Annotated in this window: 26 protein-coding genes; 22 read left to right on the top strand and 4 right to left on the bottom strand. The window is 69.2% G+C overall.

What is annotated here, in order from left to right:
• Nucleotides 1–9 precede the first annotated feature (9 nt).
• From Q0938_RS17225 to Q0938_RS17150, 16 genes are all read left to right on the top strand, one after another.
• On the top strand, nucleotides 10–1,053 hold the full coding sequence (locus Q0938_RS17225) for an alpha-hydroxy acid oxidase (protein ID WP_299365008.1): 1,044 nt from the start codon (nucleotides 10–12) through the stop codon (nucleotides 1,051–1,053).
• Between the two features lie 139 nt (nucleotides 1,054–1,192).
• A complete protein-coding gene (locus Q0938_RS17220) occupies nucleotides 1,193–3,457 on the top strand; it encodes a TonB-dependent siderophore receptor (protein ID WP_299365006.1) in 2,265 nt (754 codons plus the stop codon).
• Between the two features lie 53 nt (nucleotides 3,458–3,510).
• Nucleotides 3,511–4,197, top strand: coding sequence for a Fe2+-dependent dioxygenase (locus Q0938_RS17215; RefSeq protein WP_299365004.1), 687 nt, complete (start codon nucleotides 3,511–3,513; stop codon nucleotides 4,195–4,197).
• On the top strand, nucleotides 4,194–4,856 hold the full coding sequence (locus tag Q0938_RS17210; protein WP_299365002.1) for a tetratricopeptide repeat protein: 663 nt from the start codon (nucleotides 4,194–4,196) through the stop codon (nucleotides 4,854–4,856). The genes Q0938_RS17215 and Q0938_RS17210 overlap by 4 nt, the downstream gene beginning before the upstream one ends.
• Nucleotides 4,853–5,608, top strand: coding sequence for a tonB-system energizer ExbB (exbB, locus tag Q0938_RS17205; protein WP_299365000.1), 756 nt, complete (start codon nucleotides 4,853–4,855; stop codon nucleotides 5,606–5,608). The genes Q0938_RS17210 and exbB overlap by 4 nt, the downstream gene beginning before the upstream one ends.
• A 1-nt stretch (nucleotide 5,609) precedes the next feature.
• Entirely contained in the window at nucleotides 5,610–6,026 is a 417-nt protein-coding gene (gene exbD, locus Q0938_RS17200; protein WP_299364998.1) for a TonB system transport protein ExbD, read from the top strand.
• Nucleotides 6,023–6,871 (top strand): TonB C-terminal domain-containing protein, encoded by an 849-nt coding sequence (locus Q0938_RS17195; protein ID WP_299364996.1) that lies wholly within the window; start codon nucleotides 6,023–6,025, stop codon nucleotides 6,869–6,871. The genes exbD and Q0938_RS17195 overlap by 4 nt, the downstream gene beginning before the upstream one ends.
• A gap of 446 nt (nucleotides 6,872–7,317) precedes the next feature.
• Nucleotides 7,318–8,577, top strand: a complete 1,260-nt coding sequence (locus tag Q0938_RS17190) for an imelysin family protein (RefSeq protein ID WP_299364994.1) — start codon at nucleotides 7,318–7,320, stop codon at nucleotides 8,575–8,577.
• A gap of 69 nt (nucleotides 8,578–8,646) precedes the next feature.
• Complete coding sequence (locus Q0938_RS17185; RefSeq protein WP_299364992.1) at nucleotides 8,647–10,173, top strand: di-heme oxidoredictase family protein; 1,527 nt, start codon at nucleotides 8,647–8,649, stop codon at nucleotides 10,171–10,173.
• On the top strand, nucleotides 10,173–11,144 hold the full coding sequence (locus Q0938_RS17180; protein WP_299364990.1) for an imelysin family protein: 972 nt from the start codon (nucleotides 10,173–10,175) through the stop codon (nucleotides 11,142–11,144). Before Q0938_RS17185 ends, Q0938_RS17180 begins: the two co-directional genes overlap by 1 nt.
• The gene (locus tag Q0938_RS17175) at nucleotides 11,144–12,229 is read left to right on the top strand and encodes a DUF1513 domain-containing protein (protein WP_299364988.1); all 1,086 of its coding nucleotides are present in this window, start codon (nucleotides 11,144–11,146) and stop codon (nucleotides 12,227–12,229) included. Before Q0938_RS17180 ends, Q0938_RS17175 begins: the two co-directional genes overlap by 1 nt.
• A 206-nt stretch (nucleotides 12,230–12,435) precedes the next feature.
• Nucleotides 12,436–13,191, top strand: coding sequence for a phage portal protein (locus Q0938_RS17170; protein ID WP_299364986.1), 756 nt, complete (start codon nucleotides 12,436–12,438; stop codon nucleotides 13,189–13,191).
• 4 nt (nucleotides 13,192–13,195) lie between these two features.
• Entirely contained in the window at nucleotides 13,196–15,247 is a 2,052-nt protein-coding gene (locus Q0938_RS17165) for a prohead protease/major capsid protein fusion protein (protein WP_299364984.1), read from the top strand.
• A 77-nt stretch (nucleotides 15,248–15,324) separates the two neighbouring features.
• Nucleotides 15,325–15,660 carry a DUF2190 family protein gene (locus Q0938_RS17160; RefSeq protein WP_299364982.1) on the top strand — a complete coding sequence of 112 codons (336 nt, stop codon included), beginning with the start codon at nucleotides 15,325–15,327 and terminating at the stop codon, nucleotides 15,658–15,660.
• Complete coding sequence (locus Q0938_RS17155) at nucleotides 15,660–15,971, top strand: hypothetical protein (protein ID WP_299364980.1); 312 nt, start codon at nucleotides 15,660–15,662, stop codon at nucleotides 15,969–15,971. The genes Q0938_RS17160 and Q0938_RS17155 overlap by 1 nt, the downstream gene beginning before the upstream one ends.
• A gap of 5 nt (nucleotides 15,972–15,976) precedes the next feature.
• A complete protein-coding gene (locus Q0938_RS17150; RefSeq protein WP_299364978.1) occupies nucleotides 15,977–16,609 on the top strand; it encodes a DUF6441 family protein in 633 nt (210 codons plus the stop codon).
• On the opposite strand, the gene Q0938_RS17145 is transcribed toward Q0938_RS17150, so the two are convergent.
• Together Q0938_RS17145 and Q0938_RS17140 are read right to left on the bottom strand one after the other, a co-directional pair.
• Nucleotides 16,610–16,984, bottom strand: coding sequence for a helix-turn-helix transcriptional regulator (locus Q0938_RS17145; RefSeq protein WP_299364976.1), 375 nt, complete (start codon nucleotides 16,982–16,984; stop codon nucleotides 16,610–16,612).
• A gap of 5 nt (nucleotides 16,985–16,989) precedes the next feature.
• Nucleotides 16,990–17,343 (bottom strand): type II toxin-antitoxin system RelE/ParE family toxin, encoded by a 354-nt coding sequence (locus Q0938_RS17140; RefSeq protein WP_164614993.1) that lies wholly within the window; start codon nucleotides 17,341–17,343, stop codon nucleotides 16,990–16,992.
• A 75-nt stretch (nucleotides 17,344–17,418) separates the two neighbouring features.
• Here Q0938_RS17140 and Q0938_RS17135 point away from each other — a divergent pair, with 75 nt between their 5' ends.
• The 4 genes from Q0938_RS17135 (at nucleotide 17,419) to Q0938_RS17120 (ending at nucleotide 19,598) form a co-directional block, all read left to right on the top strand.
• A complete protein-coding gene (locus Q0938_RS17135) occupies nucleotides 17,419–17,838 on the top strand; it encodes an acyl-CoA transferase (protein ID WP_299364970.1) in 420 nt (139 codons plus the stop codon).
• 139 nt (nucleotides 17,839–17,977) lie between these two features.
• The gene (locus tag Q0938_RS17130) at nucleotides 17,978–18,919 is read left to right on the top strand and encodes a phage tail tube protein (protein WP_299364968.1); all 942 of its coding nucleotides are present in this window, start codon (nucleotides 17,978–17,980) and stop codon (nucleotides 18,917–18,919) included.
• Nucleotides 18,919–19,356 carry a hypothetical protein gene (locus Q0938_RS17125; protein ID WP_299364967.1) on the top strand — a complete coding sequence of 146 codons (438 nt, stop codon included), beginning with the start codon at nucleotides 18,919–18,921 and terminating at the stop codon, nucleotides 19,354–19,356. Before Q0938_RS17130 ends, Q0938_RS17125 begins: the two co-directional genes overlap by 1 nt.
• Complete coding sequence (locus Q0938_RS17120) at nucleotides 19,353–19,598, top strand: hypothetical protein (protein WP_036720050.1); 246 nt, start codon at nucleotides 19,353–19,355, stop codon at nucleotides 19,596–19,598. The genes Q0938_RS17125 and Q0938_RS17120 overlap by 4 nt, the downstream gene beginning before the upstream one ends.
• Here the strand turns inward: Q0938_RS17120 and Q0938_RS17115 are convergent.
• Nucleotides 19,588–19,968, bottom strand: coding sequence for a type II toxin-antitoxin system VapC family toxin (locus Q0938_RS17115; RefSeq protein ID WP_036720047.1), 381 nt, complete (start codon nucleotides 19,966–19,968; stop codon nucleotides 19,588–19,590). The genes Q0938_RS17120 and Q0938_RS17115 overlap by 11 nt on opposite strands.
• Nucleotides 19,968–20,180, bottom strand: a complete 213-nt coding sequence (locus tag Q0938_RS17110; protein ID WP_299364960.1) for an AbrB/MazE/SpoVT family DNA-binding domain-containing protein — start codon at nucleotides 20,178–20,180, stop codon at nucleotides 19,968–19,970. Before Q0938_RS17110 ends, Q0938_RS17115 begins: the two co-directional genes overlap by 1 nt.
• Nucleotides 20,181–20,249: 69 nt before the next feature.
• On the opposite strand from Q0938_RS17110, the gene Q0938_RS17105 reads away from it, so the two are divergent.
• Together Q0938_RS17105 and Q0938_RS17100 are read left to right on the top strand one after the other, a co-directional pair.
• Nucleotides 20,250–22,667, top strand: a complete 2,418-nt coding sequence (locus Q0938_RS17105) for a phage tail tape measure C-terminal domain-containing protein (RefSeq protein WP_299364958.1) — start codon at nucleotides 20,250–20,252, stop codon at nucleotides 22,665–22,667.
• Nucleotides 22,667–23,265 (top strand): DUF2460 domain-containing protein (locus Q0938_RS17100; RefSeq protein ID WP_299364956.1); only part of this gene is annotated, 599 nt, incomplete at its 3' end. The genes Q0938_RS17105 and Q0938_RS17100, both read left to right, overlap by 1 nt.

Raw genomic sequence — 23,265 nt, 5'->3', positions numbered from 1 at the left:
CCCGAGGATTTGGCGCATACGCTTGCCGACTACCGCCGGGTGGCCGAGGCCGGCCTTCCGGCCGGTGTAGCGGCCTATGTGAACGGTGGCGCGGGCGAGGAAGTAACCTTGCGCCGCAACGAGGCCGCGCTCGACGCGCTGCCGCTGATGCCCCGAGTCCTGCGTCACGTCCACCAGTGCGACACCCGGGTGACACTGCTCGGCGCGCAATTGGACCACCCCTTCCTCGTCGCGCCCGTCGCCTGGCAGCGGCTGGTCCATCCTGATGCCGACTGCGCGACAGCCGCGGGGGCGACGGCCCAGGGCGCACGCATGGTGCTGAGCGCCCAGGCCACGACGCCCTTGGCCCAAGCGCGCGCAGCAGGTGCCCTTTGCGACTGGTTCCAGCTGTACTGGCGCGGTCGGGAGGGCACGCTGACCCTTGCCCACCGGGCGGCGGATGCAGGCTACGCCGCGCTGATGCTGACGGTGGACGCGCCCGTCGCCGGACCGCGGCCCCGAGAATTGCGGGCCAGCTTCACGCTCCCCGAAGGGCTGGTCGCGGTCAATCTCGCCGGTCTGCCGCCGACCGACGGAGCCAGCCTCGAGGGGTTGATGGCCGCGGCACCGCGCTGGGACGACCTTGCCTGGCTCTGCGCCGCCGCGCCGCTGCCTGTCATGGTCAAGGGCATCCTGCACCCTGGCGACGCGGCGCAGGCGATCGCGGCGGGCGGGGCTGGCATCGTTGTCTCAAATCACGGCGGCAGGGTGCTGGACGGCTTGCCCGCCAGCATCGAGGCGCTGCCCGGAGTCGCCGCGGCCGTGGCGGGGCGCGTCCCGGTGCTGATGGACGGCGGCATTCGCCGCGGAGCGGATGTCCTGCGCGCCCTCGCGCTCGGAGCCGATGCGGTGATGGTCGGACGTCCCGTAATCTGGGGGCTTGCGGCGGCAGGGGCGACAGGTGTCGCCCACGTGCTGCGGCTGCTGCGCGACGAGCTGCGGATCGCCATGGCCCTGACCGGCTGTTCGACATTGGCTGATGTCGGGCCACAGCTGATCTTCGGCCGTCATTAGACGGAAGGCTGGTTGACGCCACCATTCCGACCAAACTAGTAGGACATCAGCCAGTCCGACGCCCTCCCGGCGCGTGCAAGCCTTCACCACCGCACGAAACCCGAGAGAGAGGCCGCCGATGCCCCCGAATAGTCATGCCATGCTCCGACCGCTTCTTTGTGGGGCGGGGGCCTCGTTCAGCGCCCTGGTCACGACTGGTATTAGCCAGCCTGCGCTGGCGCAGGACGGCGCCAACACCGAGCTCGCACCCGACGGCGTGGTGCAGCTCGACACGGTCGTGCTGACCGCGTCGGATGAGGAATCGATCAACGCCAACGACGCGGAGACCGGCATCGCGCGCCTGCCCGCCACGGTTCGCGAGACGCCGAAGGTGGTCAATGTCGTTCCTGCCGAGATCATCCAGCAGCAGAACGCCACCACCCTGCAGGAAGCGCTGCGCAACGTCCCCGGTATCACTCTGTCCACGGGCGAGGGGCGCGGTGGATCGTCGGGAGACCAGTTCCGCATTCGCGGTCTCGCGGCGCAAGGTGATGTGTATCAGGACGGGCTGCGCGATTTCGGCGCGTATACCCACGACAGCTTCAACACCCAGGGCGTTCAGGTCATCAAAGGCCCGTCCGGCGACAGCTTCGGCGTCGGCAATCTCGGCGGCCTCATCAATCAGCAGCGCAAGAAGGCGGGTCTGGAGGACTTTGGCCAGGTTCAGGGCAGCGTCGGCACGGGCGACACGCAGCGCCTCCAATACGACCAGAACCGCGTCCTCAACGACACCGAGGCGTTCCGCCTGAACGTCATGGCGCAGAATGGCGAGGTGGCCGACCGCGATCGCGTGACCGACGACCGGCTGGGCGTCGCGGTGGATTACGGCCGCGGTCTGGGCAGCGGCACGGAATGGCATCTGGGCTATTCGTACCAGCGCAACCGCGGAGTGCCCGACATGGGCCAACCGATGGCCATGGGCGAGGACGGCATCAGCCGTCCGCTGCTCGAATACGATGTGCCGGGCTACGATCGCGACATCTCGTACGTCCGCAGTACCGATCGCGACGATGCCGACGTGCACATGGTCACTTCGGCAGTGACGCACGAGCTGGAGGGCGGCTGGACGCTTTCGAACGACACCCGCCTGACGCGCTACGAGCGCGACTTCTCGGCCACCAACCCGTCGGGCTGCGACGCGGCGTGTCTGGCGGGGCTGCTCGACGGCATCGATCAGCCGCTGAGCTTCGGTGCCGGCGGCGGCATGACCTATGACCAGGACGGCTGGGGCGTGCAGAACGTGACCACGCTGCAGGGGGAGACGACGACCGCCGGTGTCCGGCACGAGATCACGGCCGGGCTGGACCTGTCCTGGCAGATCGACCACAGGCGCCGGGGTACCTGGGCGGTGCCGCGCCCTGCCGGTTCGACCATTCTCGAGCCGATCTACGACGCGAGCGACGCCGTTTTCGACTGGGACGACGAGCGTGCGACCGCCAAGGCGCGGAACGCGGGGCTGTTCCTGTCCGACCGGATGCACTTCAGCGAGCAGTTTTCGGTGCTCGCTAGTGCACGGGCCGACTGGTTCGAGAGCTCGTTCGACGGCGCGCTGATCGGCGGCACGAAGCGGGTCAGCGGCAGCGCCGACGGCTTCAGGGTGAGCCCGTCGCTGAGCCTGATCTGGGAACCGACGCCCGACAGCATGGCCTACCTGACCTTTGCGCGGACCTACCGGCCGCTCGGCACCGATATCGCCTCGGCGGTTCACGCCTTCGATACCGAGGTTCCGGCCTCCGACCGCGACTTCTCGCCCGAACGTTCTGACCTGATCGAGCTTGGCGGCAAGATGGACGTCATGGACGGCCGGCTCGGCTTGACGGCCGCACTGTTCCAAATCGACAAGCGCAATTCCTTCGACGTGGACCCGACTACCGGGGAGGTGACAACGGGTTTCAGCGCGAGTGGCGAGAGCCGCCGGATCGGCGGACTGGAGCTCGGCGCGACTGGCGAGATTGCATCCGGCGTCGACCTGCTGCTGGCCTACTCTCACCTCCACGGCGAGATCACCGACGGTCGCGGCGCGAACGACGAGGTCGTGGGCAACGACGCACCCGGCGTACCGCGCCACAACCTCAGAGTCTGGGTCAGTCACGAGCGCCAGGTGGGCACGCAGGGTGGCGAGCTCACGGTCGCGGGCGGAGTGCGCTACGCCTCGGAATACTGGGCAGACAGCGCCAACACCGCGCGGATCCCCAAGACGATCTCCCTAGACGCGATGGTGGCTTACGAACAGGACGACTGGCGGCTGGCACTTAACGGCACCAATCTGACTGATCACGAGAACTATTCCTCCGCATTCAGCAGCAGCCGCGCTGTTCCGGAGGGCGGACGCGTGTTCACGCTCAGCCTTTCCAAGCGGTTCTGACGGGATCAGGGCCGCCCTGGCGGCCCAAGCCCCTTGCCGAACGAGATGAGCCGATGCTGATCCAGATTCCGGACGTCCTCTCCGCAGAGCAGGTCGCCGCATTTCGCGACGTGCTGGAGCGTGCCGCCTGGGCCGAGGGCCGCGAGACCGCGGGCGACCAGGCGGCGACCGTCAAACACAACCTGCAGGTCCCGTCGGACTCCGACGTCGCGCGGGATCTGGGAGAGGGTGTGCTGCATGCGCTGGCTCGCAGCCCGACCTACACCGCCGCCGCCCTGCCGCTGCGCGTGCTGCCGCCGATGTTCAACCGCTACGACCCCGGCATGACCTTCGGTGCGCATACCGATAATGCCATCCGAACCGTTCCCGGCTCGGGGGGGATGCGCATGCGCGCGGACGTGTCCACGACGATCTTCCTGACCGCACCCGAGGACTATGACGGCGGCGAGTTGGTGATCGAGGACACCTATGGCAGCCACGCCGTCAAGCTGCCGGCGGGACACATGGTCGTCTATCCGGCTTCGTCCCTGCACCGCGTCAACCCGGTCACGCGCGGCAGCCGCTGGGCCAGCTTCTTCTGGGCGCAGTCCATGGTGCGCGACGACGGCAAGCGGGCCATGCTCTACGACCTGGACGTGGCGATCCGGCAGGCGCGCGCGGCCATGGGCGACGAGGCACCGGCGGTGCTGGGCCTCGTCAGCCACTACCACAACCTGCTGCGCATGTGGGCCGAACTGTGAGCGCCGAGGCCGCCCTTGCCACGGGCCAGTTGCTGCTGGACGCGGGCGAGACCGCACAGGCACTCGAGTCCTTCCGCATGGCGGCGCGCGCCGGCGATGCGCGTGGGCTGACGATGCTGGGCCGCGCGGCCGAGCGCGGCTGGGGCATGCCCCCGGACGCGCGGAAGGCTGGCGCCTGGTATCGTCGCGCCGCGCGGTCGGGCGAGCCATGGGCGATGTTCAACCTGGCTGACCTCCATCTTCGCGGCGAAGGCGTGTCGCTCGACCCTGTCGAGGCCGCGCGCCTCTATGCGGACGCCGCCCGGCACGGACTGCTGCAGGCGCTGAACATGCTCGGGATGATCGCCGAGACCGGTGCTTGCGGGCGCCCTGACCCGACAGCGGCGCAAGCATATTACGCCGCCGCCGCCGAGCGCGGGGATCCTTGGGGCCAGTTCAACCTCGCCCGCCAGTTGCTCGCGGCGAGCCGGATGGCCGAGGCACTGCCGTGGCTCGATCGCGCCCTCGCCTGCCGTTTGCCGGGCTTCCAAGCCGCCGTCGCCCGGGCGCTGTCGTTGTCGCAGCATCCAGAACTGCGCCGGCGTTTTGCGCTGGCGCGGGATCATGCATCCAGCCCTGCCGCTTCCCTATCTTCCCGAACAAGCGAGTTGCCCCGATGATCCGCACCGCCGCCGTTATCCTGCCGCTAACCGCCGCCCCCGCCTTTGCGCAGGTGCCATCCGATGCGCTTCCGCATGACCTGTCCCCTTGGGGGATGTTCATGGCGGCCGATGTGGTCGTGAAGTCGGTGATGATCGGTCTGGCGGTCGCCTCAGTGGTCACCTGGACGGTGGCGCTGTTCAAGCTGGTCGAGTTCGCCTTCGCCATGAGCACGGCCCGCCGTTCGCAGCGGCTGGTCGCAGCCAGCGGCGCGCTCCCGGCCGCTGCGGCCTCGGTCGCGCGCCGGCGCGACCCGGTGGCGCGGATGCTGCGCGCGGCGGGGCGCGAGGTGCAGGCCGCCATCCCGTTCCTCGCCACCGCCGGCAATGTCGGCGTCAAGGAGCGGATCGAGTCGGTGCTGGCCCGGATCGAGGCCGGAACCGTTGCCCGCCTCGCCGCCGGAACCGGGCTGCTGGCCACGATCGGCGCGACGGCGCCATTCGTGGGGCTGTTCGGCACAGTGTGGGGGATCATGAACGCCTTCGTCGGGATCTCGCGCGCGCAGACGACAAACCTCGCAGTGGTCGCGCCCGGAATTGCCGAGGCGCTGCTGGCGACCGCGCTTGGCCTCGTCGCGGCAATCCCGGCAGTGGTGGTCTACAACCTCTGCTCGCGTGCCATTGCCGCCCATCGCCTGACCTTGCGCGACGGCGCGGCGCTGATCGCGCGCATGGCCAGCCGAACGCTCGATGCCCAGGCAGGGAGCCGCTGAGATGGCCGAAGGTTTGCACGATCCCGACGACACCGGCGAGCTGGCCGAGATCAACGTCACGCCCTTCATCGACGTGATGCTGGTGCTGCTCATCATCTTCATGGTGGCGGCGCCCCTGGCGACGGTGGACATCAACGTGGACCTGCCGGCCTCCAGCGCACCGCAGGCTCCTCGGCCGGACGAGCCGGTCTGGGTGACGCTGAAGCCCGACCTTTCGGTCTCCGTCGGCAACGACGACGTCGCCGAAGACGCATTGGCGGACGCGCTGGCCGAGGCCACGGAAGGCGACACCGAGGCGCGTCTCTTCCTGCGCGCTGACGAGAGCGTGGCCTATGGCGACCTGATGGACCTGATGAACCGCCTCCGCGACGCGGGCTACCTGCGCATCGCGCTTGTGGGGCTGGAGGCCGGCGCGTGAGGGCCGCGCGCACCGTGGGCTGGGCGGGGGCCGCGCTGCTGGTCCTCGGCGGCCATGCGGGCGCGGCCCTCTGGGTAATGCAGGCTCGGCCCGAGCCGCCACCACCGCCGGGGCAGCCGATCTTCGTGGACCTCGCCCCGCCGCCGCCTGCACCCGACTTCTCGGTTCCGGAATCCGGCCTTGCGCTGTCTGGCCCCGTGACCGGCTTCCCAACGCCGCCAGCGCCCGACTTCGAGGTGCCGGAGTCGCCGCTGGAGCCACCGGAGCCGCTGCTGACGGAGATCGCCGAACTCTTGCCGCCGGAGATCGAACTGCCACCGATCGAGCCGCTGCCCAGCTTCGACGCCGCGGCTCTGCTCCCACCGCCTGTCCCGGCCGAACGCCCGACCCCGCGCCCGAAACGCATCGAGCGACCGCGGGAGCCGGAACCCGAGAAACCCCCGGAGACCCGCAGGTCCGAGAGGCGCTCGCAGTCTGAACAGCGCGACGCCCCGCCCAAGGGAACGCGGGCGGCTGCCTCGGAACCGTCGTCGCGTCCCGCTGCGCAGGCAAGCGGGTCGGGCGCGGGGGCCGGGGCGAAAGCCCAGGCAAGCTGGCGCGCCACCGCGTCAGCCGCCGTCGCGCGCCACATGCAGCGCGGCCGTTACAGCACGCGCGATGCGGTTTCCGCTACGATCAGCCTGACGGTGGACGGCACGGGGCGCATCACCGGCGCCTCGGCCTCGTCAGGCGGCGGCGCCCTCAACACCGCGCTGACCCGCCAGATCCGCCGCCTCGGCCGGCTACCCCCTCCGCCAGGAGGACAGGGGCTTTCGGTCGTGGTGCCGGTGAGAATCGCGCCCTGAGGCGACAGCCCCCAGTGGCGCGTTCCTGCCCGACACGAATTGAGAGCGGAGCGCCCCTCCGTCCGCGGCGTGGGCCGCCCCACCAGCACGGAGGCGGGCGCCCCCTTCTAGCGTCAACCGGAAATAAAAAAGTATAGGTTGAGCCGTATTTTGGCTGAGATTATGGTTCCGCGGAGCGGCGCCCGTTTCTCCACTGACGAGCCAAGGGAGCACGGCAGGGAAGGGCAAATTCGAGATGCAATCCGACTGAACTGAAACGGCAGTCGGAAGATCCCGAATGCAGCCCTAAGTTTTCCCATGATGATAGCCGGATAACCGTCAGCGGTGAGAGACCTAGACGCTCTTACCTTCGTGGGCCGGCCCCAATCATCCGACTGTTCTTCTCGGATACTGCTTGACACGAATTCCGTCCCACCGCATCTGGTCGAAAACAGCGAGGTTCGATGATGCGTCCCGGGCTCACCCTGGCACTTCTGCTCTGCAGCGCCGCCGCCCCTGCCTTCTCCGCCGTGCAGCCGTTGGAGGTGGTGGATACCTATGCCGACATTGCCGAGGCGGGCTATGCCGACAGCCTCGCCACGGCGAAGACGCTGCGCGAGGCGATCGGTGCGCTCACCGCAAATCCCTCGCCCGAGACCCTGGTGGCGGCGCGGGAGGCCTGGACAGCGGCGCGCGCGCCCTATCAGCAGACGGAGGTCTATCGCTTCGGCAACCCCGTCGTGGACGACTGGGAGGGCCGGGTGAACGCTTGGCCGCTGGACGAGGGATTGATCGACTATGTGGACCAGTCGACCGTCGTTGAGGGTGGCGAGAACGCGCTGGCGACGCTGAACGTTATTGCCAATCCGACGATTGCCCTGTCCGGCGCCCAAGTGGACGCTGCCGAGATCACGCCCGCGCTGATCCAGTCCCTGCATGAGGCCGAAGGCATCGAAGCTAATGTCGCCTCGGGCTATCACGCGATCGAGTTCCTGCTGTGGGGACAGGACCTGAACGGCACCGGCCCCGGCGCAGGCGACCGGCCGCATACCGACTACGTGCAAGGCGAGGGCTGCACCGGCGGCAGCTGCGACCGCCGGGCTGCCTACCTGACGGCGGCGACCGACCTGCTTATCGCCGATCTCGAGGAAATGGTCGCGGCGTGGGGCGAAGGCGGCGAGGCGCGCGCCCATGTGACGGAGGACCCATCCCGCGGCCTGACGGCCATCCTGACCGGCATGGGCAGCCTGTCTTACGGCGAGCAGGCGGGCGAGCGGATGAAGCTGGGCCTGATGCTCAATGATCCGGAAGAAGAGCATGATTGCTTTTCCGATCAGACCCATATGAGCCATTATTACGACGGTCTGGGCGTTCGGAACGTTTACCTGGGCAGCTATACGCGCCCTGACGGCAGCACCGTCGAGGGGCCGGCGCTGGCCGAACTCGTCGCGGAGGCTGACCCTGCCGTGGACGAGGCCCTGCGGGCCTCACTGGACGCGTCGGTCGGCGCGCTCGGCGAGTTGCGCGACAAGGCGGAGGCCGGCATGGCCTACGATCAGATGCTCGCGGCCGGCAATGCGGAGGGCGAGGCAACGATCACCAAGGCCATCGGTGCGCTGGTGGCGCAGACCCGCGATATCGAACGCGCGGTCGCGGCGCTCGGCCTCGGGGGGATCGCCTTCGAGGGCTCGGACAGTCTCGACAACCCGGAAGCCGTGTTCCAGTGATGGCTGGCTCCGCTGATTCGGGTGACGAAACGATGCGCCCAGCCTTGGCAAGACTCTGAATCTGGGGCCATGCGAGTTCTCCCGACCGTTCTTCTGCTGACGACCCTGCTGGGGGGCGCGGGCCCGTCGGCGAACCTGTTGGACGACCCGCATCTGCCAGTGGTAGCGCGCACACCCGAGGAGGCTGCGCGCATCGCCGCTGTCACGGCTCCGCCCGAGAAGTTCGGTGCCCCCGAGGACTTCGAGGGGATGCCCGGTGGGGCCGCGACCGTGCGCGCCCGCACCACCGCCGACGCCTTCTCGCTGTCGAGCGCGAACATGCCGTTCGAGCGCGAGATGGACTTCAAGCTAGGCAACGGGCTGTTCCGCAAGACCTGGGTGGGGGCGCCCGCGTCGACCCGCGCCTCGGACGGTCTCGGGCCGCTCTACAATGCGCGCGCCTGCCAAGACTGCCACCTGAAGGACGGGCGCGGCCATCCGCCCGTGGGGCCGGACGACAGCCGGGTGTCCATGTTCCTGCGGCTGTCGATCCCCGGCGGCGACAAGGACGGGCGACCCGAGATCCGGGACTACCTCGCTACGCGCCCGGAGCCGTCCTACGGGGGTCAGCTGCAGGATCTGGCGCTGCCCGGCCATGCCGCCGAGGGACGCATGACCGTGACCTATGCGGAGGAAGCGGTGACGCTAGCCGACGGCACCATCGTTCACCTGCGCCGCCCTACCTATGCCGTAGAGGCGCCCGCCTATGGGTCGCTGCATCCTGACACGATGCTCTCGCCACGGGTCGCCCCACAGATGATCGGTCTCGGGCTGCTCGGGGCCGTCCCTGCCGGCGACATCCTCGCGCTTGCGGACCGGGACGACGCAGACGGTGACGGCATCTCGGGGCGGCCGAACATTGTCTGGTCGCTTGAGCATCAGCGGCCGATGCTGGGCCGTTTCGGCCACAAAGCGGGCGCCCCTACGGTCCGCGAGCAATCGGCGGGCGCCTTCTCGGGCGACATGGGGCTGTCGAACCCGCTCTTCCCCGACCACTTCGGCGACTGCTCGGCCGCCGAGCCCGCCTGCCGGGCGGCGCCTTCCGGGCAGGAGGATGATGTCCGCGACGGGCTGGAGGTGGATGGGCAGAGCCTCGATCTAGTCGCGTTCTACAGTAGCAACCTCGCGGTGCCTGCCCGGCGCGACCTGAACGATGCCCAGGTGCTGCGCGGCAAGGCGGTTTTCCACGAGCTCGGCTGCGCCGGGTGTCACCATCCCAAGTTCGTGACCCATCGGCTGGACGGCCAGCCGGAGCAGAGCTTTCAGCTGATCTGGCCCATGACCGACCTGCTGCTTCATGACATGGGCGACGGGCTGGCCGATCACCGGCCTGAGGCACGCGCCACCGGCACCGAGTGGCGCACGGCGCCGCTCTGGGGCTTGGGGATGACGCAGACGGTCAGTGGCCACACCCAGCTTCTGCACGACGGCCGCGCGCGCTCGATCATCGAGGCGATCCTGTGGCATGGCGGCGAGGCGCAGGCGTCGCGCGACGGCGTCGTCGGCCTTCCGGCGGATGACCGTGAGGCGCTGCTGCGCTATCTGGAGAGCCTGTGATGCGCTCGGCCGGCTTTGCCCTCGCCCTGTTAGCTCTCGCGGCGCCCGCGCGCGCCGACGTGGCGGAGGCGGTCAACGACGTGATCCTTCCCGCTCATACGCGCTTCGCTGAGCGGGCCGCCGCGCTCGACGCCGCGGCACAGTCGTCCTGCAATCCTAAGGAACTTGAGCCGCTCTTTCATGCCGCCTTCGACGCCTGGATGCGAGTCCAGCACCTGCGAATGGGCCCCGCCGAGGAGGAGGGGCGGGCGCTGGCGGTAAATTTCTGGCCCGACCCGAAGGGCTCCGGCACGCGGGTGCAAAGACAGATGCTGGTAGCGCAGGACCCGGTCGCGGAATATCCGGCAGAGTTCGCGCAGATTTCGGTTGCCGCGCGGGGCTTCCCGGCGCTGGAGCGACTGCTGTTTGGCGATACAACGCCCGAAGGTTATGGCTGCACGCTGGCCCGCGCCACCGCCGCCGACCTGTCGCGGCTGGCGGACGAATTGCACGATGGTTGGCGGGACGAGTTCGCGGCCGTGCTGACGCAGCCCGGCGCCGGCGGCCCCTACCTGAGCGAGGCCGAGGCGCGGCAGGCGCTCTTCACGCAACTCGCAACAGGGCTGGAGGTGCTGGCCGACCAGCGCCTCGGCCGCCCGCTGGGCAGCTTCGATCGGCCCCGCCCGGAGCTGGCTGAGGCGAAGCTCTCCGCGCGCAGCCTGCGCAACATCCGCGAGTCGCTGGCCGGCCTGCAGGCGCTCGCCTTGGCCCTGGTGCCTGACAGTCCACGCACGCAGACCGCTTTCGACCGGGCGATGGCCTTGGCCGAGGGGCTGAACGACCCGGCGCTTGCCGGCGTGGCCGAGCCGCAGGGGCGGCTGAAGGTCGAGATCCTGCAGCAGGCCGTGCGCGCCACGCATGATGCGACGCTGGCCGAGGTCGGGCGGGCGCTGGGGGTCGCGGCCGGATTCAACGCAACGGACGGGGACTGATGGGTACGCGGCGGCACTTCCTTATGGCGGCCGCCGCTCTGGCCGCCCTGCCTCACAGCAGTTGGGCTGCCGCCGGCTCGCCGGCCTACCTCGCCGCCGCAAAGGATGCGGAGGGGGCGTTCGCCATCCACGGGCTCGATGCGCGAGGTGAAAGCCTCTTCGCGCTGTCGCTCCCGGGGCGCGGCCATGCCGCCGCCGCGCATCCGTCGCGTCCCGAGGCCGTCGCCTTCGCCCGCCGCCCCGGCAGCTTCGCGTTGGTTCTCGACTGCGCCGCGGGGCGCGAGGTCGCGCGCCTGATCCCGCCGAATGGACGCCAGTTCAACGGCCACGGCGTCTTCGACGCCAAGGGCGACCTGCTGATGACTTCGGAAGTTGTGGCAGAAAGTTCCGAGGGTCGCGTGGGCCTCTGGGCCGTGGACGAGGGCTATGCCCGCATCGGCGAATGGTCCACCGGCGGCATCGGACCGCACGACATGGAGCGCCTCGCGGACGGCACGCTGGTCGTTGCCAATGGCGGCATCGTCACCGACCCGCAGGACCGGTCCAAGCTGAACCTCGGCGCGATGCGGCCGAGCCTGACCTATCTTTCCGCCAGCGGCGTGGTCGAGGAGGTAGTGACGCTAGGCCCAGAGCTGTCAGCGAACTCGATCCGCCACCTTGCGCTGCTCCCAAGGGGCGGAGTCGCCTTCGCCATGCAGTGGGAGGGCGACCCGGCCGAGCCGGTGCCGCTGCTCGGCCTGCACCGCCGCGGCGCGGCCCCGATCCTTTGCGAAGCGCCGTTGGCCGAGGCCTTCGCCATGCAGGGCTACGCCGGCTCGGTCGCCGCGGCAGGGGGACGCATCGCGATAACCTCCCCCCAGGGTGGGGCAATCATGGTGTTTGACGAAGGAGGCTCGCATCGCGCCACTCACCGCCGCGCCGACGTCTGCGGGGTGGCCCCCGCAGCGGGCGGCCTGCTGCTCACAGACGGGCTGGGCGGCATCGCCCACCTGACTAGCCAAGGCCTTCGCGTAACCCGGACCGCGCCGCTCGCATGGGACAACCACCTCGTCGCGCTCACTGGCGATCAGGTCTTGCCCGCCTGACCCGCGCAGTGAGTGGGCACATACGCCCTTCGCCGTCCTTGCTCCGACCGTAAGGCCGTAAGATGGGCGTCCCTCATCGCCATGCCGCGAGCGCCGATCACTCAGCGCCCAGAAAACCAGACTGGCAGCGAGTAGCAGCAGCCCACCACCCTCGCCGGCAACTTCAGCGCTCGCCCTTTGGGTACTTCAAGATCTCGCCTGAGATCATGCAACTGGCGGTGATGCTCTACGTCCGCTTTCTACTTTGGCTGCGCCACGGGGAAGAACTGCTCCACGAGCGCGGCATCGAGGTCAACCGGGTCGAGCAGTTCGAGCCGGGGCTGATCGCCTACGCGCGTGGCGGCAAGGACATCCGGTTCAACCAGCCCTCGGCCACCGGCGGCTACGGCGAATACAAGCGGGCGAGCCTGCACACGATCTCGGCCGGGTTCCGGGTGCCCTACGAGCTGCTGACGGGGGACCTGAGCCAGGTCAACTATTCCTCGATCCGGGCGGGCCTCGTCGAGTTCCGCCGCCAGATCGACGCAGTGCAGTGGCAGCTCTTCATCCCGATGTTCTGCGCCCCGGTCTGGCGCTGGTTCACGGAAGCCGCGTGGGCGGCGGGCCAGATCCCGTCGCCGACCGTGCCGGTCGAATGGTCCCCGCCGAAGTTCGAGGCCGTCGATCCGCAGAAGGACGCGATGGCGAACCTGCTGTCGATCCGCTCCGGCACCATGACGCTGGCTGAGGTGATCGCGAAACAGGGCCGCAACCCCGACGCCGTGTTGGCCGAGATCGCGGCGACCAATGCGAAACTGGACGCGCTGGGGCTGGTTCTCGACAGCGATCCGCGGCGGGTGACCAAGACCGGCAGCGCGCAGACCAGCGATCCGGTGAATGATCCCGCCGCCGACGAACCAAACACCGACGACCCAGCCGCCGACGCGGACCCCGATCCGGCGCAGACCGACCAACAGGACTGACCTCATGAACACGATGATCGAACTGCCGGCCATGCGCCGGTCGGCGGAGCTTGCGCCGAACAGCGTCGACCCGGAGGCCCGCACCGTCGAGGTGATCTGGTCGGCCGGGGCCCGCGTCCGCCGCGCGAGCTTCTTCGGCGAGCCCTATGACGAGGAGCTGAGCCTCGACCCCGCCCATGTGCGCCTCGACCGGCTGAACGCGGGCGCGCCCTTCCTGAAGGTGCACGAGGTCGACACGCTCGACGCGGTGATCGGCTCGGTCGTGCCCGGCTCCGCCCGCATCGAGAACGGACGCGGCATCGCACAGGTGCGGATCAGCGAGCGCGCCGACGTCGAGCCGATCTGGCGCGACATCCAGGCCGGGCACATCCGCGCGGTCTCGATCGGCTATCAGGTCCATCGGTTCGACATTTCCAAGCCCGATGGCGGCCGCGAGCTCTGGCGGGCGGTCGACTGGACCCCGTTCGAGGTCTCAGCCGTGCCGGTCGGCGCCGACCCCGCCGCCGGTTTCCGCGCCAAGGGCGAACACCACGACTGCGTCCTTCATCGCCGGGACGCCCCCACACCGCAAGGAGCATCCCCGATGACGGACAAGACCCAGACCCCGGCGAGCGACGCCGCAACCCCCGCCACCACCCAGCCGACCGAGCCGGTCGAAACCGAGGACGCCACCATGACCGAGCCGAAAGCGGCTGCGCCCGACCCGAAGGTCGCGGCCAGCGAGCGCAGCCAGCCGAAGACGCAGGCAACTCCCACGCCCGACACCGAAGCCGTCGCCACTCGCGCACGCGAGGCCGAGCGCGATCGCGTCTCCACCATCTACGATCTGGCGGGCCGCCTGAACCTTGAGCGCGGCTTCGCCGAGGATCTAGTGAAGCGCGGCGTCAGTGTTGACGAGTCCCGCCGCCTGATCCTCGATCAGGTCGCAGCCAAGTCCGACGAGACCCGGACCTTCCCGCACGTTTCCGTGCCGCTCGGTGGTCGGGACGAGCGCATCACCCGCCGTGACGCGGTGGCGAACGCGCTCCTGCACCGCTACAGCCCGACGCTGTTCCAGCTGGAGGACGCTGCGCGCCAGTACCGCGGCATGACGCTGCTGGAACTCGCCCGCGAAAGCCTCGGCAATGCCGGGGTCAACACGCGCGGCCTGTCGCGCGACGAGGTGGCGACGCGGGCGCTGCACTCGACCTCGGACTTCCCCGAGATCCTGTCGGCCGTCACCAACAAGACCCTGCGGCAGGCCTACGAGGCCTATCCCCGGACGTTCATGCTGTTCTGCCGCCAGGTGCTCGCCACCGACTTCAAGGCGATGCACCGGGTCCAGCTCGGTGAGGCGCCGCAGCTGCTTGAGGTCGGGGAGAGCGGCGAGTTCAAGCGCGGGACGCTCGGAGAGTCGAAGGAGAGCTACAAGGTCAAGACCTATGGCCGGGTGGTCGCGATCACCCGCCAGACGCTGATCAACGACGATCTCGACGCCTTCACCCGCATCCCGGCGATGTACGGCAACTCCATCGCCCAGCTGGAGTGGGACGTGGTTTGGGGGATCATCACCTCGAACCCGGCGATGGCCGACGGCAACGCGCTGTTCCACACCACCCACAAGAACCTCGCGGGCACCGGCGCGGCGCTCGACGTCAGCAGCGTCGGAGCGGCCCGCGCTGCCATGGCCAAGCAGACGGGTCTCGACAAGAAGACGGTGCTGAACGTCCGCCCCGCCTTCCTGATCGTGCCTGCCTCGCTGGAACTGAAGGCCGAGCAGCTGGTCGCCCAGAACCTCGTGCCCGCCGGGACCTCCAGCGTGGTGCCGCAGTCGATCCGCACGCTCGCGCCGATCAGCGAGCCGCGGCTCGACGCCGCCAGCGAGACCGCCTGGTACCTGGCGGCCAGCCCGAACCAGATCGACACGATCGAGTACGCCTATCTCGAGGGTCAGCAAGGCGCCTACATCGAGACCCGCAACGGCTTCGACGTCGACGGCGTCGAGATCAAGTGCCGCCTCGACTTCGGTGCCAAGGCGATCGACTGGCGCGGTCTCTACAAGAACCCGGGTGCATAACCTGCACCCCAAGCTGAGCCCTGACATGCGGGCGGTCCAATCGGGCCGCCCTTCGTCTTTCCACGAGGATCACCCCCATGAAAAACTACGTCCAGCCCGGCAACACCATCACCCTGACCGCGCCCTATGTCGTCGCCTCCGGCGATGGCCTGCTCGTTGGCTCGATCTTCGGCGTGGCGGCCGGCGATGCCGCGAGCGGCGCGACCGTCGAGGCGGCGCTCAACGGCGTCTTCGACTTCACCAAGATTGGCTCGCAGGCCTGGACCGTTGGCGCCAAGATCTACTGGGACGACACCAATAAGCGCTGCACCACGGTCGCGACCGACAATACCCTCATCGGCGTGGCGGTCGAGGCGGTGGCCGGCGGGGCTGGCGACACCATCGGCAGAGTGCGCCTGAACGGCAGCTTCTGATGACTGCCTTCGCCGCCGCCCTCGACGCGCTCTTCGCGGACGCGCATCTCGCGCGCGACGTCGTCTACACCGCCGAGGGCGGCACGCCGTCACTGGTGCGCGCGATCCTGCGCCGGCCCGACGATGTCACCGGCTTCGGCGAGGCACGCATCTGGTCGGAGACTACCCGGCTGGACCTGCGCCTCGCCGAGGTGGCGAACCCGCGCCCCGGCGACCGCATCGAGATCGACGGCGAGGCCTTCCTCATCCAGGGCGAGCCCGTCCGCGACCGCGAGCGGCTCGTCTGGACCGTGGACCTGCGCCCGGCCTGAAAGTCATGAAGCTGAAGCTCGACATCACGCCCGACCTCGTCGCCGTCATGGCTGCGGAGGTGGCGGCGGGCGAACGGGCGGTGACGGCCGCCATGCGCGAGGCCGGGACCGGGCTGAAGTCGGCCTGGCGCTTGCAGATCACCGGCGCGGGGCTCGGCACACGGCTGGCCAACTCGATCCGCAGCCAGAACTTCCCGAGGTCAGGCGAAAGCTTGGACGCCGCGGCGCTGGTCTGGTCCAAGGCGCCAGTCATCGTGGGCGCGCATGACACGGGGCCGCTGATCCGCTCGAAGAGCGGGTTCTGGCTGGCGATCCCGCTGCCCGCAGCGGGCAAATCCCTGCGCGGCGGCAGGATCACGCCCGGCGAATGGGAGCGGCGACGTGGACTGCGCCTGCGCTTCGTCTATCGCCGCACGGGACCGAGCCTGCTGGTGGCGGAGGGACGGCTGAACACGAAGGGCCAGGCGGTGGTGTCGCGCTCGAAGACCGGGCGCGGCAAGGTGACCGCGCCGATCTTCCTGCTGGTGCCGCAAGTCAAGCTGCCGAAGCGGCTGGACCTCGCGCGGGATGCAGACCGGGCGTTGGACAGCGTGCCGGGGCTGATCGTGACGAACTGGGTGGAGGTAAGGGTTCGATGATCAGGTGCGCGCGTCGACCCCTCGCTCTTCTCGCGCCGCGCGGCGCCGACGACGGGGTTCCTCCGTGTCTCCGAGCCCCTCGAGGGCGACAGGGGCCTTGCCGGGGAACTCGACCATAAGCTTGAGGTTCCCACCCATCGCACGCACGTAGCTCGTAAGCGTCGAGAGGAGCAGATCGCTCTGGCGCTCGTATTTCGCCACCGTCGCCTGCTGGATGCCGAGTGTTTCGGCAAGCTGGACCTGCGTCATCTCCTTGGCTTTCCGCAGCTCCTGCAGCGTCAGGTACTCCATATGCAGACGATCCGCCTCGGCCTCGACGCCTGCACGCCGGGCGGGGTCGAGGGCGGCCAGCTTGTCCTTGAGAGTCCGTGCCATGGTCGTCATCCTTTCCGTCTCTCGAGATGGCGATCGAACCGTTCGTCGGCCCGGGCGATCAGCTGCTTGTAGAAGCGCTTCTCGCTGCCACCTGACTTGTCCCCGCCGACAAGCAGGATCGCCTGCCGGTCGGGATCGAATGCGAAGGCGATGCGCCATACGCCATCAGCGGCGTTGCAGCGCAATTCCTTCATGTTCGCGTGCTTCGACCCTGTCAGGGTGTCGGCATGCGGTCGACCGAGCGATGGCCCCTCGCGTTCCAGCAGGAGCGCGCGTGCGAGGATCGCGTCCTGCACCTCTTGCGGGAGTTCGTCGAACTCCGGTTCGAACTCCTCTGCGAACGAAACGGTCCACGGCATCCGGTCCTCATGTCTTGAAGGCTATATAGCCTTGAAGCACTAATTTTGCAATAACGACTCTCGGAGCGTCCGTATATGCCCACCCCACGCGAAACCATCCTCGCCGCGCTGCATGCGCGGCTCTCGGCGCTGCCAGCAGCCGCCCTGCGCGGTGAGGTGCTGCCCGAGCGTGTCCCGACCGATGGCATGCTGATCCTGCGCGATGGCGAGCCGGGGGAGCCGGAGGTCACGCTGTCGCCGCTGCGCTATCACTACCAGCACCGGGCCGAGATCGAAGCTGTCGTTCAGGGTGCCGCCCGTGACGCCGCCTTTGACACGCTGACCGCCAGCATCGGCACGGCGCTCGCCACCGACCGTACGCTGGGCGGGCTCTGCGACTGGGTCGAGGCGGAGGCGCCGCGCCCCGTGGACCTGCCGGTCGAAGGCGCGGCGAGCCTGAAGGCGGCGGTCATTCCGGTTGTCTTGCATTATTCAACTGACGATCCGCTTGGGTGAACCTGCGGCCAGCCTGAAGGCCGCGTTCGGCGGGACGACAGTCCACTGGACTGTCATCTGATCCGCCTCACTCCCTGTGGTGCTGCACTATTCCACGGCCGATCCGCTCGGCTGATCCCGAAAACCCGAGGAGAACACCATGGCACGAGCCCAGGGGGCGCGGGCGCTGATGGCGCTTGCGTTCGAGACGACCTACGGAACGCCGCCCGCCAGCGGCTTCACCCGCATGCCCTTTGCCAGCACTTCGCTGGGGGCAGAGCAGCCGCTGCTGAACTCCGAGCTTCTCGGCTACGGCCGCGATCCGCTGGCGCCGATCAAGGATGCGGTGACGGCCGATGGCGACGTCGTGGTGCCGCTCGACGCAGAGGCTTTCGGCTTCTGGCTGAAGGCGGCCTTCGGCACGCCGACGACCACGGGCGCGGAGGCCCCGTACACTCACGAATTCCAGTCGGGGTCCTGGACGCTGCCCAGCATGTCGATCGAGACCGGCATGCCGGAGGTGCCGCGCTATGCGATGTATTCGGGCTGCGTGCTCGACCAGCTGACCTGGCAGATGCAGCGCTCGGGACTGCTGACCGCAACCGCCCGGCTGGTTGCGCAAGGCGAGACGGTGGGCACGACGACCAGTGCCGGGACACCCGCCGCGCTCGAGCTGAAGCGCTTCGGCCATTTCAACGGCGCGATCACGCGCAACGGCTCGCCGCTCGGCAATGTGGTCTCGGCCGAGATCACCTATGCCAACAACCTCGACAGGATCGAGACCATCCGCTCAGACGGCCGCATCGACGGCGCGGACCCGTCCATTGCCGCGCTGACGGGCCGGATCGAGGTGCGGTTCGCCGATCAGACGCTGGTGACGCAGGCGATCAACGGCGAGGCCTGCGAGATGGAGTTCGCCTACGTCCTCCCCTCGGGCGAAAGCTTCGCCTTCACCGTGCACGCCGTCTACCTGCCGCGCCCGCGCATCGAGATCTCCGGGCCGCAGGGCGTCCAGGCCACCTTCGACTGGCAGGCCGCCCGCGACAGCGTCGTCGGCCGGATGTGCACCGCCACCCTCGTGAACGATGTGGAGACGTATTGATGCTGACGCTCGACCTGACCAACGCGCCCCGCTGGCATGACCTCGCGCCCGGCGTGCGGGTGCAGCTGCGCCCGCTGACCACGGCGCTGATGGTGGCGACACGCAGCGATCCCGCCGTCGAATCCGTGCCCGAGGAAGCCTCCGACGAGGAGCGCGCGGTTGCCTTCGCCAAGGCGCTGGCGCGGCGGGCGGTGCTCGCCTGGGATGGCATCGGCGATGCCGACGGCAACCCCATCGATCCGAGTCCGGAGGCCATCGACGCTCTGCTCGACGTCTGGCCGATCTTCGAGGCCTTCCAGCTGACCTACGTCTCGAAGGGCCTGCTGCTGGAACAGGAAAAAAACGCCTCCGCGCTCTCGCCGAATGGTCCTTCGGCGGGGGCGAGCGGTACTGCGAAGCCTGCGCGCACGCCTGCCCGGACTGCCCGGCGCGGTTGAACCGTCCGGAAACGCCGGAGGGTTGGCAGGTCTGGGACCTGGTCGGCCGCCTCGGCGGCCAACTTCGCGTGCTGCCAGGCGCTGTGATCGGCTGGGACATGTCGGCGGCGCTGGCGCTCGGTGACGCGCTCGGCGTGCCGCCTCTCGCCATGGCCGAACTGCTGCCCGTCACCGAAGCGGTGATGGTGCGGAAGCTGAACGAGGAGCTGAGCGCGAATGGCGGCCCGGGGGTCAGGCCTTGATCTTCTCGATCAGCGTGACGCCGGGCAGTCCCTCGAAATGTGCGTCGCAGGTCAGGAGCGTCGCGCCCTGCGCGCGGGCGGTTGCGAAGATGATCGCGTCGGCAGTAGCGAGCTTGTGCTCCCGGCACGCCTCCGCCGCCGCCAGCGCGATCTCGGTGTCGAGCGGCACCACATGGCAGACCTGCGTGAAGGCGATGACCTGATCCGCCTTGTCCTCGCCGACCTCGCGCGTCAGCCATTTCGCCAATTCGAGCTGGACCATGGTCGGGACGAGCCACTCGGCCTGTTCGGGCAGATGTTCGGACAGCTTCTCGCCGGTCGGCGAGCCGATGAGCCACTCGATCCAAGCCGACGTGTCGACGAGGATCATCAGAACCGTTCCGTCCGGTCGCGATAATCGGTGGCAGACGCGCCGCGCGCGAGACCTTTCAACGCCTCCCGCTTTGGCACCGGCACCAGCAGAACGCCCGTACCCTTCGGGATGAAGGCGAAGGTCAGCCCGGCTTCCCAGTGCTGCGCGGCCCGGATCGCCTTGGGGATCGAGATCTGGAACTTCGAAGACAACGTGGCGGTCTCGGCCATGGTCATACCCTCATTTTATCGATGGCATAAACGTAAGACGCCGATGCGGCGAAAGCAAGGAACTGACCGATGGCTGAGAAAAGGGTCAGCGTCCGCCTCGCGGCCGTGGGCGGACGGCAGGTGCGCGCCGAACTGGAAGGCGTGGGCGAAGCCGGGTCGCGCGGCTTCGGACGGCTCAGCCGCGAGATGGAAGCGGCGAACGCCCGGCTGGCGGCGTTCTCGCGCCGGGTCAAAGTCGCGGCGGCCGCGGCCGTGGCAGCCGCTGCCGCTGCAGGCGTAGCGATGATCCGGTCCGGCCTGCAAACCGTCGATGCACAGGCGAAGCTGGCTCAATCGCTCGGCACGACCGTTGCCTCGATCCAGACGCTGGAGCGTGCGGGCGAGTTGGCGGGCGTGTCGATGTCCGGCATCGAGCAGGCCACCAAGGATCTGACGCGCCGTCTCAGCCAGGCGGCCGCCGGGAGCGGCCCCGCCGCCGATGCGCTGGACCGGCTGGGGCTTTCCGCCAACGACCTGATCGCTTTGCCGCTGGACCAGCGCGTCGGCGCGATCAACGCCGCCATAGAGAGCTTCGTGCCCGCCGCCGAGCGCGCCGCCGTGGCGGGTCAGCTCTTCGGCGAGGAAGGCTCGATCGCCATGGCGCGGATCGACACCGCGACGCTCCGCCAGGCGACCGAGGACGTCCTCGCCTTCGGCGTTATCGTCTCCGAACAGGATGCCGACCAGATCGAGCGGACGAACGACGCGATCTCCCGGCTCGGGTTGATCTGGCGCGGGCTGTCGAACCAGCTGGCGGTCGCAGCGGCTCCGGCGCTGGAAGCCGTCGCCAACGCCATGGCGGCAGTCGCCAACCGCACCGGGCCGCTCGGCATCGCGATCCGCGGTCTCTTCGACAATATCGGCCGGCTGACCACGTATGCCGCCACCTTCGCAGCCTTCCTCGCGGGACGCTGGGTCGCCGGCATGGCCGCCGCCGCGCTCTCGGTCCGGGGCCTCGCCACAGCGCTGGTCGTCCTGCGCGGCGCGCTGATCCGCACGGGCATCGGGGCGCTCATCGTCGGCGCGGGCGAGCTTATCTATCATTTCACTCGTCTCGTCTCCGGCGCGGGCGGTTTCGGAGAAGCGATGTCGCTCCTGAAGGACCTCGCGGTCGAGGTTTGGGAACGCATCAGGATGGGCGCCGCAGCGGCGGGTGCCGCCGCCACGGCGATGTTCTTCGAGCTGAAGGCCGACGCCGCGTCGGGAATGCAGAGCGCCATCGAGAGCGTCGTGGCTTTCGGCAACACCGCCGCGAACACCTTCGAAGGCGCCTATGAGGCGATCAAGGCGATCTGGGGTCTGCTGCCTGCCGCCATCGGCGATCTTGCGTTTCAGGCGGCCAACAGCCTGATCGACGGCGTCGAGGCGATGCTGAACGGCGTGGTCGCGCGCATCAACGGCTTCATCGGCGGCATCAACGAGGGGCTGGAAGCGCTCGGGTCGGAGCGGCGCATCTCGCGGGTGCCGGACCTCGACCTCGGCGAGATCGAGAACCGCTTCGAGGGTGCGGCCAGTGCCGCCACGACAGCTGCGCAGGCGGCTTTCGACCGGGCCTTCGAGGACAACCCGCTCACCGCGCCCGATCTCGGCTTGACCGACGCGGCGAACAGGGCGCTCGAGTCCGCGAACCTCTATCGTGGTGCGGCGCGCGATCTGGCCGAAGGGGCCCGCGCCCCGCTGGAAAGCTGGCAGGCGCTGCGCGATGCCGTGCGCGGCACCGATGAGGCGAGCGCCGATGCGCTGACCGAGGCCACGGGTGCTGCCGAGCGGCTGGAGACGGCGCTCGGCGACGCCGGACGCGCCGCGACCGGTGCGGGCGCGGCCGCAGGGGCTGCGGCTGCTGCAGCGGAGCCCGCGACCGAGGCAGCCGTCACCGGCTGGCAGGCCGTCACCGCCGCTCTTTCGGACTACGCCAGCAAGGCCCGCGAGATCGGCGGCGACATCGGCCAGAGCCTCGTCGGCGCCTTCCAGTCGGCCGAGAACGCGGTGGGCCAGTTCGTGAAGACCGGCAAGCTGAACTTCCGCGACCTCGTCACCTCGCTGCTGGCCGATCTCGCCCAACTCGCGGCGCGGCGGTTCATCCTCGGGCCGATCGCCAATGCGCTCTCAGGCGTGTTCTCCGGTGCGGGCGGCATCTTCGCCAGTGTCCTGCATGCGGGCGGGATGGTCGGATCGACCGGACCCTCGCGGATGGTCCCGGCCATGGCCTTCGCCGCTGCGCCCCGGATGCATGGCGGCGGCATGGCTGGACTTCGCCATGACGAGGTCTCGGCGATCCTGCAGCGCGGCGAACGGGTGCTGTCGCGGCGCGAGGCGCAGGCATACGGCGCGGGCGGCGGGGTCAACGTCACCATCATGGCCCGCGACGCCGAAAGCTTCCGGCAGTCGCGCACGCAGGTCGCGGCCGACATCGCCCGCGCGGTGTCGCTCGGGCGGAGGGGCATGTGATGGCGTTCCACGAGGTCCGGTTTCCCGACAACATCAGCCGCGGCGCGCGCGGCGGGCCGGAGCGGCGCACCCAGATCGTCGAGCTCGCCTCGGGCGACGAGGAGCGCAACGCAAGCTGGGCCAACTCGCGCCGCCGCTACGATGTCGCCTACGGCATCCGCCGCGCCGACGATCTGGCGGCGGTGGTCGCCTTCTTTGAGGCGCGCAACGGTCGGCTGCACGGCTTCCGGTTCAAGGATTGGGGCGACCACAAGTCCTGTCTGCCTTCGGGCACGCCGTCGCCTAGCGACGAGGCTATCGGCATCGGCGACGGCGCGACGACCGCCTTCCAGCTGGTCAAACGCTACGCCTCGGGCAGCCAGACCTGGAGCCGCACGATCACCAAGCCGGTCGCTGGCACGGTGCGCGTCGCTCTCGATGGCACGGAGCAGCCCACGGGCTGGTCCGTCGACACGACCACCGGCATCGTCACCTTCGACAGCGCGCCCGCCGAGGGAGTCTCGGTCACCGCGGGTTTCGCTTTCGACGTGCCGGTCCGCTTCGACACCGACGAGCTCGACGTGACGCTCGACCTCGAGCGGCTCGGTTCGATCACCTC

Origin of the sequence: uncultured Paracoccus sp. (assembly GCF_947496875.1) — a bacterium.
Classification (GTDB): domain Bacteria; phylum Pseudomonadota; class Alphaproteobacteria; order Rhodobacterales; family Rhodobacteraceae; genus Paracoccus.
The sequence above is the reverse complement of the archived record's forward strand: the minus strand, read 5'-3'. Positions and strand labels throughout refer to the sequence as shown.